Origin of the sequence: Bradyrhizobium sp. 186, from assembly GCF_023101685.1 — a bacterium.
GTDB lineage: Bacteria > Pseudomonadota > Alphaproteobacteria > Rhizobiales > Xanthobacteraceae > Bradyrhizobium.
The window spans coordinates 5724825-5738702 of sequence record NZ_CP082164.1; the positions used below are offsets into that span (position 1 = coordinate 5724825).

Here is a 13878-nt window from a genome sequence, read left to right on the forward strand (position 1 = left end):
ATGGTTGCAACAGGAGCGAGGCAGCTACCGCTGCAAAACATGCAATCGGCTGCAATGTCGTGCGTGTACTACAGCTGCTGCACGTCGACCACGCCCGCGACCGCCTTGATGGCGCCTGCGATCTGCGGCGAGACCTTGAAGCGGCCGGGCAGCTTCATCTCGACCTCGGTCTCGAGGTCGAGCATCATCACCAGCGAGACCTCGCCGTCGCCGTTGGAGCGCGGCGCGACGCCTGCGCTGCCGATTTTTGGCGCGGCGCCGTTCGAGGATGCCATCTCGGGGCCGGCCAGACGCTTGGCGATCGATTCAAGCGGCTTGGTATCGCGCACGAAGATGCGCAGGCCCTTCTGCGTCTTGGCCGCGGCGTCATCGAGCGGCTCGGCGTGCAGCACGCGGGCACGGACGTCCTCGCCCTGCAATTCCGCGCCGAGCTGCAACAGCACCGCGGCGCCCGGCTCCAGCACATCGCGATATTGCGCGAGGCCTTCCGAGAACAGCACGGCCTCGAAATGACCGGTCGGATCGGACAGGCCCATGATGCCCATCTTGTTGCCGGTCTTGGTGCGCCGCTCCATGCGCGACACCACGGTGGCCGCGACCTTGCCGGCGGTCGCGCCGGTCTTCACCGCGCGCGAAAACTCGGCCCAGCTCTGCACGCGCAGCCGCTTCAGGACGGTGGCGTAATCGTCGAGCGGATGGCCCGACAGGAAGAAGCCGATCGCATCGTATTCGCGGCGCAGCCGCTCGGCCGGCAGCCACGGCTCGACCTGCGGCAGCATGATCGTCGGCGCGTCGGCGGCGCCGCCGAACATGTCGTTCTGCCCGATCGTCGCCGCCTCATGGGAGCGCTGACAGGCGGCGAGCACCGCATCGGCGCCGGCAAAGACGCGCGCGCGGCTGGGCTCCAGCGTGTCGAAGGCGCCAGCGGCCGCGAGACTCTCGATGATGCGCTTGTTGATCGCGCGCGGATTGACGCGCGCGGCGAAGTCGGCAAGCGAGGTGAACAGGCCGTTCTTGGTGCGCTCCGCGACGATCTGCTCGACCGCCTGAATACCGACGCCCTTGAGCGCGGCGAGCGCGTAGTAGATGGTCTTGTCGCCGACCTCGAAGGTCGCACCGGAGCGGTTGACGTTGGGCGGCTCGACCTTGATGCCGAGGCGCTGCGCCTCGGAGCGGAATTCGGACAGCTTGTCGGTGTTGTTGAGATCGAGCGTCATCGACGCCGCGATGAACTCCACCGGGTAATGCGCCTTCATGTAGGCGGTGTGATAGGACACCAGCGCATAGGCCGCCGCGTGGCTCTTGTTGAAGCCGTAGTCGGCGAATTTCGCCAGCAGCTCGAAGATGGTGTCGGCCTGCCCCTTCGGCACGCCGTTCTTCACCGCACCCGCGACGAAGATCTCGCGCTGCTTCTCCATCTCGGCGCGGATCTTCTTGCCCATCGCGCGGCGCAGCAGGTCGGCGTCGCCGAGCGAATAGCCCGACATCACCTGCGCGATCTGCATCACCTGTTCCTGGTAGATGATGACGCCGAACGTCTCCTTCAGGATCGGCTCCAGCACGGGGTGGAGATATTCCGGCTCCTCGTCGCCATGCTTGCGCGAACAATAGGTCGGAATGTTCGCCATCGGGCCCGGGCGATACAGCGCGACCAGCGCGATGATGTCCTCGAAGCGGTCGGGGCGCATGTCGATCAGCGCCCGCCGCATGCCCTGGCTTTCAACCTGGAACACGCCGACCACGTCGCCGCGCGCCAGCATCTGGTAGCTTTCGGCATCGTCGATCGGCAGCGTCGCGAGATCGACATGGATGTCGCGCGGCTTGAGCAGCTTGATCGCGACGTCGAGCACCGTCAGCGTCTTCAGGCCGAGGAAGTCGAACTTCACGAGGCCGGCCGGCTCGACCCATTTCATGTTGAACTGGGTCACCGGCATGTCGGATTTGGGATCGCGGTAGAGCGGCACCAGCTCGCTCAGCGGACGATCGCCGATCACGATGCCGGCCGCATGCGTCGAGGCGTGGCGCGTCAGGCCTTCGAGGCGCTGCGCGATGTCGAAGGCGCGCGCCACCACCGGGTCTTCGTCGCGAAAGGCCTGAAGCTTCGGCTCGCTCTCGATCGCGGCGGCCAGCGTCACCGGCGCCGCCGGATTCTGCGGCACCAGCTTGGTCAGCTTGTCGACCTGGCCATAGGGCATTTGCAGCACGCGGCCGACGTCGCGCAGCACGCCGCGCGCCTGCAGCGTACCGAAGGTGATGATCTGCGCCACCTGGTCGCGGCCATAGCGCTGCTGCACGTATTGGATCACCTCGCCGCGGCGGTCCTGGCAGAAGTCGATGTCGAAGTCCGGCATCGAGACGCGTTCCGGATTGAGGAAGCGCTCGAACAGCAGCCCGAACTTGATCGGATCGAGATCGGTGATGGTCAGCGCCCAGGCGACCAGCGAGCCTGCGCCCGAGCCGCGGCCGGGCCCGACCGGGATGCCCTGGCCCTTCGCCCATTTGATGAAGTCGGACACGATCAGGAAGTAGCCGGCGTACTTCATGCGCATGATGACGTCGAGCTCGAACGCCAGACGCTGGCTGTAGTCCTCGTCCGTGGTGCCCTGCGACAGGCCGTGCACGCGCAAGCGGTTGGCAAGCCCCTGCTCCGCCTGCTGCTTCAACTCGGCGGCTTCGACCGCGGCGGCGTCCGGGCTCGACGCGGCACCGACGGTGAAGAACGGCAGGATCGGCTTGCGCGTCATCGGGCGGAACGAGCAGCGCTCGGCGATCTCCACCGTCGAGGCCAGCGCCTCCGGAATGTCGGCGAACAGCACCGCCATCTCGGCGCGCGTCTTGAAGCGGTGATCGGGCGTGAGCTGCTCGCGCTCGGTCTCCGCGATCAGCCGGCCGCCGGCGATGCAGAGCAGCGCATCGTGCGCCTCGTAATCGTCGGCCGCGGCGAAATACGGCTCGTTGGCCGCGACCAGCGGCAGGCCTTTCGTAAAGGCGATGTCGATCAGCCCGCCTTCGATGCGCCGCTCCTTGTCCAGGCCGTGGCGCTGCAATTCGACATAGAGGCGGTCGCCGAACAGGCTGGCGAGACGCTCGCAGCGTGCGGCCGCAAGCTCGGCGTGGCCGGCTTGCAGCGCCAGCGAAATCGGCCCGTCCGGACCGCCGGTGAGCACGATCAGACCTTCGGTCTCGCCTTCGAGCCAGTCGAACTTGATGTGGGAGGCGTGGGTGTCGGGCGTCTCCAGAAACGCCCGCGAGTTCAGCCGCATCAGGCTGCGATAGCCGCGCTCTTGCGCTGCCAGCAGCACCACGCGCGATGGCAGAAGCGCGTTGCGCGCATTCGGATCCTGGTCGCCGAAGTCGATCGCCAGCTCGCAGCCGACGATCGGCTGGATGCCGGACCCCGCCATCTTGTCGGAGAACTCCAGCGCACCGAACATGTTGTCGGTGTCGGTCAGCGCCAGCGCCGGCTGGTGGTCCTTCTTGGCGAGCTCGGCGAGCTTGGCGATCTTGATCGAGCCCTTGAGCAGCGAATAGGCCGAGTGAACGTGAAGGTGGACAAATCCGGCGCTCGGCATGGTCGCGTGACGGCCTCTTGCAGGTGAGATGGAGCGGTCGCCGGCACCGGAGGCATCAAGTGCTCGCCCGGCCGACTCGCCTCACAATGGTGGGGCGTCGCCGCGCCAGAGTCCACGCCGGAGCGGCCGGTCGGCCGCGTCGTCCCGCTTTTCCCCAAGGCGCACTCAGGAGTTCCCGAGCAACGGTTGTGTAAACCGGTGCCCTAGCATTACAGTTGCTTTGTTTGCGGGCTTCTGAATCCATGGGCAACCATGATTCGAATGTCGTGGACGCGGGCCGCGTCGGTTGAGGAGACGCTTGCGTTGTGGGCGGCGTCGCTTCGAGAGATCAAGCAACGGATACGTCCGTTGTTCACGCAAGAGCGTGTGGCGACGAATGCAGGCTTGTTCCTGGAAGGTCTGCTCGGAGATGAGCAGCGCAAGACCGGCTGGATGCGCGCGGAGGCGGCTGGCGATCCTGGCCCATGGCGTCAGCAGGCAATTCTGGGTCGTGGAGATTGGGACGCTGATGCCCTGCGCGATATCGTCCGCGACTATGTCATCGAGCATTTGGCGGATGACGATGCGGTGCTGGTGATCGACGAGACCGGCTTTCTCAAGCAGGGTAAGGCCTCATGCGGAGTGGCACGGCAATACACTGGTTCGGCAGGGAAGATTACGAACTGCCAGATCGGCGTCTTCGCTACCTACGTTTCGCGTCATGGTCATGCGTTCATCGATCGCGCGTTGTATCTTCCGAAGGAATGGACTGACGATCCAGATCGTCTGGAAGCCGCATATGTGCCTGCCGATGTCGGCTTTGCGACCAAACCAAAGCTTGCGACGAGAATGATCGCACGTGCGATAGCCGCGTCTGTACCATTCAAGTGGGTTGCCGGTGACACGGTCTACGGTGTTGGCGATATCGAACAGCAGCTACGGCGGGCAGGCAAAGGCTATGTGCTCGGGGTCAGCAGCTCTCATGTCTTCCGATCCTGGGGCAAGCGACAGCCGGTCGCCGGCAAGGCCGAAGACATCGCCCGGACGCGGCGCCCGTCCGACTGGAAGCGCTTGTCGGCGGGAGCCGGAACCAAAGGACCGAGGCTGCATGACTGGTGTTATCTCGAACTGGCCGATCTCGAGGTCGAGCAGTTCAACAGCGCAAATGATGGTTTATGGACGCGCGGTCTGCTGATCCGTCGCCATATCGCCGATGGCGATCTCGCCTTCTTCACCACCTGGTGCCCAGCGGGAACATCAATTGAAACGCTGGTCGCGGTCGAAGGCCATCGATGGGCGATCGAGGACAGCTTTGAAACCGCGAAAAACGAGTTCGGGCTCGATCACAACGAGAGCAGGTCCTGGCATGGCTGGCATCGCCACGTGTCCCTGGTGATGCTCGCCTTCGCCATGATGGCGGCGATCCGCCATCGCGCCAATCCGCCACCGCCCAAAAAAACCAAACGCCGCCCCCCGGCAAAAGCCAAAGCACACCCACGCCGCCGCTGATCCGTTGGTCAATCCAGGAAATCCGCCGCATCGCCATCAGGCTTGCTCGAAAGCGGATCCAACCCGCGCATGTCATCGCATGGTCATTCTGGCGCAGAGCTCACCAGGCTGCCGCTCAGCGCGCGCATCTCAAAGCAAAACGGCAACTGTAATGCTAGAGCTGCGGAAGCACCTGGGCCCAGATTGCGATCATCCCGACGAACAGCGTGATCGACGCCAGTGCGGCGGCTTCTTCCACGAAAATCCTGAACATGGCTTGCTCCCTTGGCTGGAACGTATGAAGAACATTGTTCTCATTTCGTTCTCAGGAGTCAAGCGATCTTGGCCATTTCGCAGCGCGATGGTTAACTCGCTGAACCCAAACAACAAAAAAGCCCCGGCGCAAGGCCGGGGCTTTCGTCAACCGCTCAAGTGGAGCGGCTTGTCTCTGGACTTGCTCAGTACCGGCCGAGGATCGGACCGCCGAACTTGTAGTTCAGGCGGACGAGGCCCATGTCGACGTCCTGCTTGATGTGGTCGGCCTGAACCAGCACGCCGGCGCTGGTCAGGTTCTGGTCGTGACCACCCAGGAAGATGTGGTTGTACTCGACGCCAACCGACCAGTTCGGGGCAAAGCCGTATTCGAGGCCAGCGCCGATGGTGCCGCCCCAGCGGGTGTCATCGGACGAAGCGACGAACGCGCCGGCCGCGGTGCGGACGTCGTACTTGGCGCCGATCACAGCCGCACCGCCCTTGACGTAGACGAGGACGTTGTTCCAGGCGTAGCCGACCTGACCGGTGATCAGACCGAACGAATCGATCTTGGTACGGTCGGTGAGACCGGTGAGCGCGCTGGTGTTGCTGCCGGAGAAGTCGGCCCAGTTGCCCTGGCCTTCAACGCCGAACACCCACTGGCCCGACTGCATGCGATAGCCGATCTGGCCACCGACCGTGCCGCCGGTCGCATCGTGCGAACCTTCGCGGCCGACGCCGATCAGATCCCAAGTCGCGTGCGACGAAGCGCCGCCGCCGTTGATGCCGATGTAGAACCCGCTCCAGTCGTAGATCGCGGCGACCATCGCAGGCGCCTTGGTGTACGGCCGCGCCGCGAGATCAGCAGCCACCGCCGGCGCAGCCGCGCCGAGCGCGATGAGGCTGGCAGTGACAAGCAACAAACTCTTTTTCATTTTTCCCGTTCCAGTTTCGTCGTTAGGCCCCCGGGCCGTTGCGTCGTCTTAGCAGCGATCGACGGAATTGCTGTAACCTCAACGCCACAGTTCGCTCCAAAGGGCCCTGCTTCATTAACGAAGGTTTAGCAGCGCGCTCTGGAAACCCTTTGAAACAAGAGTTTTCATGAATTCCAATGTCGACTACGCGACATCCACAGCCTGCGCGCGTAACAACGTCGCGCGCACGATCGCGTGATTGGAGAATCGAGATGCGTGCACTGTTTGCTCTCCCCATTGTCGCCACATTTGCGCTCGCGCTGAGCGCAGGCACGCCAGCGCGCGCCTTCGGTACTCATCATGCATTCTGCCTGACGGGCGACGAATGGCCGGGCCTCAGCAACTGCACGTTCGACACTTACGCGCAGTGTCAGGCGAGTTCGTCGGGCCGGGCCCTCACCTGCATCGCCAATCCTTATTTCGCCGGGCAAAGCGACGATCCCTACGCCTATCAGAATCGTCCGCGCGCGCAGACGCCGGGCTATTGGTCGCGCTGAGATGCGCAGCGCTGGCCTCATGCTGGTTGCGAGCGGCCTACTCCTCGCGAGCGTACCTGCGCGCGCCCAGACCTATGATCCGAGCTATCCGGTCTGCATGCAGATCTACGGCCAAGTGGGCTATTTCGACTGCCGCTACACCTCGCTGCAACAGTGCAGATATCTCGCCGTCGGCCGCTCAGCCGCGTGTGTCGAGAACCCGTACTTTCCGCGGAAGAAGCCGGCGGCCCGGCGGGCGAGGCGCGCCAATTAGGGCGCGTCCTGATCACGCTCGCAAGGTTCGCTGTGCTTGCTGTAGCAGCACAGAAGCGAACCTCGCCAGCGGTCTGCGTTGGGCCAACAGGCGACATTGCAGACTTGGTTTGATATGGAAGAGGCCTGCAATTGACGCTGCCGTACCTGGCCCAACGCGATGACAGACAAACTCGACTATCTGCGCAGCTTCGAGGGTTTGAAATGGCGTCGTTCCAGTTGGATGCGGCCTCCCAACAATCCGCGATGGGATCACGATCACCGTATTGCCTGTTGGGCCAAATTGTCCGACGAAACTCCCAGCCCTTTGCGCGAAGGCTATACAACCGAAATCGACCATCTGCCGGGTCTTCGCAATGAGTGGGTCTGTGCCGAATGTTTTTCCCGGTTGAAGGAGGAATTGCGGTGGACCACCACGTCCGCTGACTGACCAAATGTCGCACACGTATCGCAATACTTGACGGGCTTGGCGTCGGTGTGGACGCAGCTTGTGTCGTCGTGTCCGCCGGCGACGACCGACCCGAAGAGCCCTTGGCCAGCAATTCCGCTACCCAGCGTCAGCTCAACGCCTTCGGCCGCGCCGTCGCCATAAGTGCGGGGGCGCAATCCGGGGAACAGGTGCGATCCATTGAAACCGGTCAAGACGGTTGCGTACCTAACGACTGCACGCTCCGGCGGCCCCACACGCAAATCGGGACGCTGATATGCGGCGTGCCTCGCGTTGAGGTTCCGTGTTGACGCCGACTGATCCGGGTTTAAGTACGACAGACAAATCTTGCATGGGTGGCGACGTTCGCTGGGCTGGATCCCGTTGACGCCACCAATGCAGGACACATGACGACCTCGCCTCACGCAACCTCGCGCCGCGCGAACTCGACGGCGGCCTCGGCGCCCCCTCATCTCGGTATCGTCCTCTTCTCGCTTGCGATGGGCGGGTTTGCGATCGGAACCACCGAATTCGCATCCATGAGCTTGCTGCCCTTTTTTGCAGCCGACCTTCGGGTTGACGAGCCGACCGCGGGACACGTGATCAGTGCCTACGCCTTGGGCGTGGTGCTGGGCGCCCCTCTGATTGCCGTACTTGGCGCGCGGTTCGCGCGGCGCACGCAGCTGCTGGTCTTGATGGCGGTGTTTGCGCTCGGCAATGCCCTCACCGCGCTTGCGCCAAGCTATGGCTGGATGATCGCGGCCCGCTTCCTGTCCGGATTGCCGCATGGCGCCTATTTCGGCATAGCCGCGCTGGTCGCAGCGTCACTCGTTCCTCAACATCGTCGCTCGCAGGCGGTCGGCCGCCTGATGCTCGGCCTGACCTCCGCCACGATCATCGGTGTGCCGCTTGCCAATCTTGTTGGACAGATGGTCGGCTGGCGCGCGAGCTTCGCCCTTGTGTCGTTGCTGGCGTTGCTCACGGTCCTGCTTTGCGCCCTGTTCGCGCCGCGCGACCACGCCGGCAGGTCGGATCCGCTGCGAGAGCTCGGGGCGTTGAAGAGCGGACGCGTCTGGATCACGCTGGCGATCGGCGCAATCGGTTTCGGCGGCATGTTCGCTGTCTACACCTATCTTGCGACGACACTGATCGAGGTCACCAACGTCAGCGCCGAGGTCATTCCACTTTTTCTGGCAGTGTTCGGCGTCGGAGCCACGCTCGGCAATTTGTTCGTGCCGCGCTTCGCGGACCGCGCGCTGATGCCGACGGCGGGCAGCATCCTCCTGTTTTCGGCAGGCGCGCTGTTGGTATTTCCGCTTGCCGCCGGCAATCCGTGGGCACTCGCGGCAGACGTCTTCGCGATCGGCGCCGGCGTCTCGCTCGGAGCCGTCCTGCAGACGCGGCTCATGGACGTCGCGGGAGATGCGCAGGCGCTCGCTGCCGCACTCAACCATTCGGCGTTCAACACCGCCAATGCACTCGGCCCTTTCCTGGGCGGCCTTGCCATTCGCGAGGGATTGGGCTGGACCTCCACCGGTCCCGTCGGCGCCGCGCTCGCGCTTGCGGGTTTCCTGATCTGGATCGTCGCCTATCGCAGCGCCGGACCCGCTCCGGTCGAGGCCACCTCGGGAAGCGACGCTGCTCCACTGGAGAACGCTCCCGCGAGACTGGCGCCACCGCTGGCGCCGGATTACCGTAGCCGTGCGGACCTTCCCAGGGATCCGGTGGCATAACGTCTCCCGGCGCGACTGTCGGGCGATCGGGGTGATCAATGGAATGCACGATCCGCCCTGCGCTTGAAGATGACGCCGCCGAAATAAGCGCGGTCATTTTGCGCGCACTGCGGGAAACAAATGCGAAGGACTATACGGACGAGATTATCGAGAGGGTCGAGCGCAGCTTCAGTCCGAGCGCCGTGCTGCAGCTGATCGGCAAGCGTGCGGTCTTTGTTGCAACCGTCGGCAGTCGCGTCGTTGGCACAGCGAGCCTTGACGGAAGCGTCGTCCGTACCGTCTTCGTGGCTCCCGATGCTCAGGCCCAGGGGATTGGCAAGCTGCTGATGACCGAGATCGAGCGCACAGCGCGTGAGCGAGACATCCCTTCGTTGACCGTCCCTTCTTCGGTCACCGCCGAACCTTTCTACGCGCGGCTCGGGTTCAAAGCCGTGCGCGACAGTTACTATGGTGATGAACGCACGATCATCATGGAGCGATCGTTCAATGCCCCTCTGTAGTTCTGGTTTGGGGCCAATTGCGGACGCTCGATTTCAAAATAACGCGGCGCCGAGAGCCTGTCCGTAGATCATCGCGGCCACAAGCGAGAGCAATAAACCTGCTCCCGAGAAAATCACGAGCACTTTTAAGGTTTCGACATCAACGTTGGTTCTCGTCGCGCGGGATATTGCCTTCGCCAGTGCAGCCATCATCGCCAGCTCCGAAACGGGCCGCGCGGGGACGGGGCCTGATTTTCTTTAACGCTATTGGGCGCGCTTGCCTGTGAGCCAGATTACAAGTGGTCAGCGAATGCTACATCCACTTTGGGCCAAAGCGGACTCACCCACTGTGCTTGCTCGAATTTCGGTGGTTCGTCTTCATGGTGGCAGGAGAGCGGCTGCCTTATCGAGTCCGTCGCTGAGTTCCGGCGACCGCACGAAAAGAAAACGAGAGGTCACCGATATTTCAGCGTCATCCCTGCCGTCTTGGCCGATTAGGATCAATCCGGCTCCGCCATTTGCCACGTTAAGAACCACCGGCTCTCCGCTCCACGTCTTGACTGGCTCCATTCCCACTATGAGAAATTCACCCATGGGCTGATCAAGATATTGAAGGCGCAATTGCGGACCGACCTCCGCTGTCGCAAGTTCAAAGCCGAGTTGCCGAGCCCGCGCGTAAATGGCAGCCAGAGGCACGCTATCAGTGTTAAAGCCAAGCTCGACCGCGGATACCGCCACAAGCTCCACGTCTGTCTTGTTAGAACTGACAGTGAAGGCCGGTCGAGCGAGAACTTCCGCGGCCAGCCCGCCGATGCCGCAACCCACCGCATCCAATGCGTTACGCAGCGCAATGGAGTTGGCAAAGGTGCCGACCGCAATCGTCTTCCATTTCGGAACATCGCGGGCGGACCCGATGAGTTTTTGCGGCAAATCAACTGCACGAACTTTGCCGAGTTTCAGTTGATTCTGTAAGACGTCGCGAGCCGAGCATTGTCCCCACGCCTTGAGCGTGAACTGAAATAAGGGAGCGGCACAGAGCAATGCAACAATCAAGAAATGGCTGCCCCACCCTGCGATCGGAGAGTGATTTAGTGCGCGGCGATCCGCTTGGCTTGTCAGAATTGACATGTTGAAGATCGACTTGTTGCAAAATTCGACCGAAAGAACCCGCCTCCGAGTCGTGGGAAGAACGGAGGCCAATGAAAAAACATTGTCCAACCGACCTCAAAAGGGGGCCGGAGGCGGGGCGCTATTGGCTCAAGTATTCCAATTTCAAATGAACGGGCGGCAGTCCGTAAGCCCGATCGCCCGCCGCATCAAACCAAAAAGGGAATGATGAGGCTGAAACGTAGCACCACGAGTCCGTTGGTTCAATTAGCAACTACGCCCGCCAGCGGGCATTGCGACCGGCCATATCGCGCTTCGCCGCAATCGCGACATCCGAACAGCCCCACTGGCACTCGAAGGCGTTGCGTGGGTTTAGCTCAGGGATTCTCAGGTTCGCCGCAAACACCGCTCTGCGCGAAACATTGCCTGCCAGTGACGATGCGAGCCCATCCGCCGAGAAAGGGCAGAGTTGCTTCCGCTTGCGAAGCCTGAACCAAGATCAAGCCGCTGAAGACGAACCTTCATCGAGATTGAATTGGAGGTTCGCTCCTCAAACGTCGCTCGATACATGCCTCTTGGAAATCTTACACAACTATGGAGGTAGCCCCATGCCGATCGTTCAATTTACTCGCTTCAAAACCGACAAGGCCGAGGAAATGGTCAAGATTGTCAGGCAGGCGAAGAAAATCTTTGAAAAACATGGCGCCGAATTTCTTCGGCTCTCCCGTTTCCACACTGGCCCGTGGGCAGGAGACTTGCTGGTTGCGACGCGCTACTCCAGTTGGGAAGTTTACGGCAAAGTGCAGGAGGCCGTGGCAAACGACCCGGAGTTTGCGCAGGTGCAGGCTGACGGAATGAAGATTGCCGAACTACAGGGCCGTAACATCGCCGTTAGCATCGATCTCTAGTCGGGGCGCCGCCCCGCAAACCACATTAAGCATGGAGGCCGCTGGACATATGCCGGCGGCCTTCCCAATCTGATCACGCGCTTCCGCCCACGGTCAGAAGCGCCGCCCGGTGATGTAGGCCAGCTGATTCAGGCTCTCGATCGTCCGCCGAATGGGCGGCGGTACGATCTCGGGCGTGAACGCGCGCCTGTCGCCGTCGCGCGCCAGTGCCTTCAGATGCGTATGCTCGGTCTTGCTGAGACGCAGCGCGCGGGCCAGCACGTCGATGGTCTTGGCCTTTGCGTTCTACGCTCTAGACCGAAGTTTTCGCTTGGGAAGTGTGCAAGGGATTGATCCGACTCGATAAGTTGACGGTCGGTGTTTTCAATTACTGGACACGCAGCGGGTCAAGATCGAGCAGCTTGAACGCGGCCTCCTGGACGGAGGTTGGTGTGGAATGGAGCATGAAGCGATGCTTGGTGTGAAGGGGCACGCGCATCGTGTTTCGGACCAGCGTGCCGAGATGGGCGATGAGCGCATCGAAGCTCATGACGTGATGGCCGTCGGCTGATCGCTTTGTTGCCTTCTTGGCCTTCGCCGCCTCAGATGGTTCGGTCTTGGCGACGGGAGAGGTCCGTTCTCCCCGGGCGGCCTCAAGGTCGGTGTCGTGGAACAACAGCGGCGCCAAGGCTTCTCGCAGGTGCCATTCGACGTGATAGGCCAGCATGCACAGGAAGACATGGGCCCGCACGTGCTGTGCCGTCCAGTGGCGGATCGGCCGTATTTCGAGATCGATGGTTTTCATGGACCGGAAGCTGCGTTCGACTCGCGACAGGTCCTTGTAGGCCTGAACCGCCTCTGCAGCGTCGAGATGCCCAGCGGGTATGCTGGTTCGGATGACGTAGATGCCGTCGAGGCGAGCCTCTTCCTCGATCTGCTCGATCCGTCGCTGCCATGAGAGATAGCCATCGGCCACTTCGACGTCGAAGTGCTTGGCCATCTTCTTGCGGTCCAAAACCGCACCAACCGCGATGCCGATCTGGGCGGAACTGCGCAACGCAGAGTGTTTGCGCTGGACCTGCGCTTGAACGCGGGCAAGTTCGTGCTCGGTCGCGGCCAGCAGATCCTCGCGTTTGCGCGCTCGTTCGGCTGCCAGATCGCGATTGCGACAGACGATCAGCCGCTCGCCTGGGAACAGGTCAGGGGCGCTGATTTCGGCGAGATCGCGGTCATCGAACAGCGACAGCTGCAGCGGCCCGTTCTCCGCCGCCAAAGCCTGGATCGCCGGCGCGCGCAGGCAGGTGATCCAATCGACGCCCGCCGGCTTGAGATCATCGCGGATGCGTGCCGAGGTGATCATTCCCCGATCCCCGACCAACACCATACGGCTGATCCCGAAGCGATCCTTGATCTTTTGGACTTGAGAACTCAGCGTCTTCGGATCGGCCGTGTTGCCGTCGAAGACTTCAACCGCAATCGGCAGCCCCTCACGCGTACAGAGCAGCCCGTAGACAATCTGCGGCCGGTCGCCCCGGTGATCGCGGCTATGGCCATAGCGCGCCAGCGGACAGCAGCGGCCCTCAAAGTAGGACGAGCTGACGTCGTAGAGCACCAGCACGCCGTCCTGGAGATGTCGCCGCGCCAAGCCGGTCTCGATCCGCGCCTGGCGCTCGACCAGCCAATCGAGCGCCTCATAGGCCTCGCGCTCCTTCACCTTGCCCAGGCGCAGAACCGATCCGAGGCTGGAGATTGCCGTCTCCTGATCCACCGCCCGTACAAAGCCAAGCTTCGAGCGTGGCGCAATCAACCGATCAACGATCATGGCTACCACCAGATCGTAATGGCGTCGCGATGCCTCATCCTTCGTCGTGCTTAAAATCAGCCGATCCAGTGCAATTCTGCGGATCGTCCCGAGCGCCGCTGCAACATGGCCGTGAGGCAGTGAGCGCTCGATTTGAATCTCGTCCGGTCCGGTGCCAATCACCGTGCCGCCCTTGAGCAGAGCCTTCAGTCCGCCAATCAAATCCACCGGCAGCTTGCTCAGATTGGCCAAGGTCCGCTTCTGCGCGCGGCCATGCTCGTCGCGATACGCCTCCCGCAACAGCACCGCAGGCGGCGAGCCTCGATTGGGAATCGTCTCGATGAACATTCCCAAATCGAATCACATCTCGACTGATTTGGGAATCCCCGTTACATGGATACAAACTGCAAACTACTCTCCGCCCATCCGC

General features: G+C 62.5%; 13 protein-coding genes and 1 pseudogene. 8 read left to right on the forward strand and 6 right to left on the reverse strand.

Annotated elements, in window-relative coordinates:
* Nucleotides 1-68: 68 nt before the first annotated feature.
* The gene (gene dnaE, locus IVB18_RS27505) at nucleotides 69-3572 is read right to left on the reverse strand and encodes a DNA polymerase III subunit alpha (protein WP_247983557.1); all 3504 of its coding nucleotides are present in this window, start codon (nucleotides 3570-3572) and stop codon (nucleotides 69-71) included.
* 252 nt (nucleotides 3573-3824) lie between these two features.
* Between dnaE and IVB18_RS27510 the strand changes: the two genes are divergently transcribed.
* Nucleotides 3825-5060, forward strand: coding sequence for an IS701 family transposase (locus tag IVB18_RS27510; RefSeq protein ID WP_247983558.1), 1236 nt, complete (start codon nucleotides 3825-3827; stop codon nucleotides 5058-5060).
* Between the two features lie 437 nt (nucleotides 5061-5497).
* On the opposite strand, the gene IVB18_RS27515 is transcribed toward IVB18_RS27510, so the two are convergent.
* The gene (locus IVB18_RS27515; protein WP_247983559.1) at nucleotides 5498-6226 is read right to left on the reverse strand and encodes an outer membrane beta-barrel protein; all 729 of its coding nucleotides are present in this window, start codon (nucleotides 6224-6226) and stop codon (nucleotides 5498-5500) included.
* Nucleotides 6227-6477: 251 nt separating this feature from the next.
* Here IVB18_RS27515 and IVB18_RS27520 point away from each other — a divergent pair, with 251 nt between their 5' ends.
* The 5 genes from IVB18_RS27520 to IVB18_RS27540 all read left to right on the forward strand — a co-directional run bounded on the left by IVB18_RS27520 (nucleotide 6478) and on the right by IVB18_RS27540 (nucleotide 9674).
* A complete protein-coding gene (locus IVB18_RS27520) occupies nucleotides 6478-6762 on the forward strand; it encodes a DUF3551 domain-containing protein (RefSeq protein ID WP_247983560.1) in 285 nt (94 codons plus the stop codon).
* A gap of 1 nt (nucleotide 6763) precedes the next feature.
* Entirely contained in the window at nucleotides 6764-7015 is a 252-nt protein-coding gene (locus IVB18_RS27525) for a DUF3551 domain-containing protein (protein WP_247983561.1), read from the forward strand.
* Nucleotides 7016-7174: 159 nt separating this feature from the next.
* The gene (locus tag IVB18_RS27530) at nucleotides 7175-7444 is read left to right on the forward strand and encodes a hypothetical protein (RefSeq protein WP_247983562.1); all 270 of its coding nucleotides are present in this window, start codon (nucleotides 7175-7177) and stop codon (nucleotides 7442-7444) included.
* Between the two features lie 404 nt (nucleotides 7445-7848).
* The gene (locus IVB18_RS27535; protein WP_247983563.1) at nucleotides 7849-9174 is read left to right on the forward strand and encodes an MFS transporter; all 1326 of its coding nucleotides are present in this window, start codon (nucleotides 7849-7851) and stop codon (nucleotides 9172-9174) included.
* Between the two features lie 38 nt (nucleotides 9175-9212).
* Nucleotides 9213-9674 carry a GNAT family N-acetyltransferase gene (locus IVB18_RS27540; RefSeq protein WP_247983564.1) on the forward strand — a complete coding sequence of 154 codons (462 nt, stop codon included), beginning with the start codon at nucleotides 9213-9215 and terminating at the stop codon, nucleotides 9672-9674.
* A gap of 33 nt (nucleotides 9675-9707) precedes the next feature.
* On the opposite strand, the gene IVB18_RS27545 is transcribed toward IVB18_RS27540, so the two are convergent.
* Together IVB18_RS27545 and IVB18_RS27550 are read right to left on the reverse strand one after the other, a co-directional pair.
* Nucleotides 9708-9866, reverse strand: coding sequence for a hypothetical protein (locus IVB18_RS27545; RefSeq protein WP_247983565.1), 159 nt, complete (start codon nucleotides 9864-9866; stop codon nucleotides 9708-9710).
* Nucleotides 9867-10031: 165 nt separating this feature from the next.
* Complete coding sequence (locus tag IVB18_RS27550) at nucleotides 10032-10781, reverse strand: hypothetical protein (protein WP_247983566.1); 750 nt, start codon at nucleotides 10779-10781, stop codon at nucleotides 10032-10034.
* On the opposite strand from IVB18_RS27550, the gene IVB18_RS27555 reads away from it, so the two are divergent.
* Nucleotides 10780-10989: a hypothetical protein gene (locus IVB18_RS27555; protein ID WP_247983567.1), complete on the forward strand. Its 210-nt coding sequence runs from the start codon at nucleotides 10780-10782 to the stop codon at nucleotides 10987-10989. The two genes, IVB18_RS27550 and IVB18_RS27555, sit on opposite strands and share 2 nt — an antisense overlap.
* 379 nt (nucleotides 10990-11368) lie before the next feature.
* Complete coding sequence (locus IVB18_RS27560) at nucleotides 11369-11668, forward strand: hypothetical protein (RefSeq protein ID WP_247983568.1); 300 nt, start codon at nucleotides 11369-11371, stop codon at nucleotides 11666-11668.
* A 96-nt stretch (nucleotides 11669-11764) separates the two neighbouring features.
* Here IVB18_RS27560 and IVB18_RS27565 read toward each other — a convergent pair.
* Together IVB18_RS27565 and IVB18_RS27570 are read right to left on the reverse strand one after the other, a co-directional pair.
* Nucleotides 11765-11938 (reverse strand): annotated as a pseudogene (locus tag IVB18_RS27565) (transcriptional regulator); the annotation flags it as partial.
* A 97-nt stretch (nucleotides 11939-12035) separates the two neighbouring features.
* Nucleotides 12036-13796, reverse strand: coding sequence for an IS1634 family transposase (locus tag IVB18_RS27570; protein WP_247983291.1), 1761 nt, complete (start codon nucleotides 13794-13796; stop codon nucleotides 12036-12038).
* Nucleotides 13797-13878 lie beyond the last annotated feature (82 nt).

Coding starts and splice junctions, on each gene's coding strand:
- IVB18_RS27525 (WP_247983561.1), top strand. CDS start 6,764: ATGCGCAGCGCTGGCCTCATGCTGGTTGCGAGCGGCCTACTCCTCGCG.
- IVB18_RS27530 (WP_247983562.1), top strand. CDS start 7,175: ATGACAGACAAACTCGACTATCTGCGCAGCTTCGAGGGTTTGAAATGG.
- IVB18_RS27520 (WP_247983560.1), top strand. CDS start 6,478: ATGCGTGCACTGTTTGCTCTCCCCATTGTCGCCACATTTGCGCTCGCG.
- IVB18_RS27510 (WP_247983558.1), top strand. CDS start 3,825: ATGATTCGAATGTCGTGGACGCGGGCCGCGTCGGTTGAGGAGACGCTT.
- IVB18_RS27515 (WP_247983559.1), bottom strand. CDS start 6,226: ATGAAAAAGAGTTTGTTGCTTGTCACTGCCAGCCTCATCGCGCTCGGC.
- IVB18_RS27560 (WP_247983568.1), top strand. CDS start 11,369: ATGCCGATCGTTCAATTTACTCGCTTCAAAACCGACAAGGCCGAGGAA.
- IVB18_RS27570 (WP_247983291.1), bottom strand. CDS start 13,796: ATGTTCATCGAGACGATTCCCAATCGAGGCTCGCCGCCTGCGGTGCTG.
- dnaE (WP_247983557.1), bottom strand. CDS start 3,572: ATGCCGAGCGCCGGATTTGTCCACCTTCACGTTCACTCGGCCTATTCG.
- IVB18_RS27555 (WP_247983567.1), top strand. CDS start 10,780: ATGTTGAAGATCGACTTGTTGCAAAATTCGACCGAAAGAACCCGCCTC.
- IVB18_RS27540 (WP_247983564.1), top strand. CDS start 9,213: ATGGAATGCACGATCCGCCCTGCGCTTGAAGATGACGCCGCCGAAATA.
- IVB18_RS27550 (WP_247983566.1), bottom strand. CDS start 10,781: ATGTCAATTCTGACAAGCCAAGCGGATCGCCGCGCACTAAATCACTCT.
- IVB18_RS27545 (WP_247983565.1), bottom strand. CDS start 9,866: ATGATGGCTGCACTGGCGAAGGCAATATCCCGCGCGACGAGAACCAAC.
- IVB18_RS27535 (WP_247983563.1), top strand. CDS start 7,849: ATGACGACCTCGCCTCACGCAACCTCGCGCCGCGCGAACTCGACGGCG.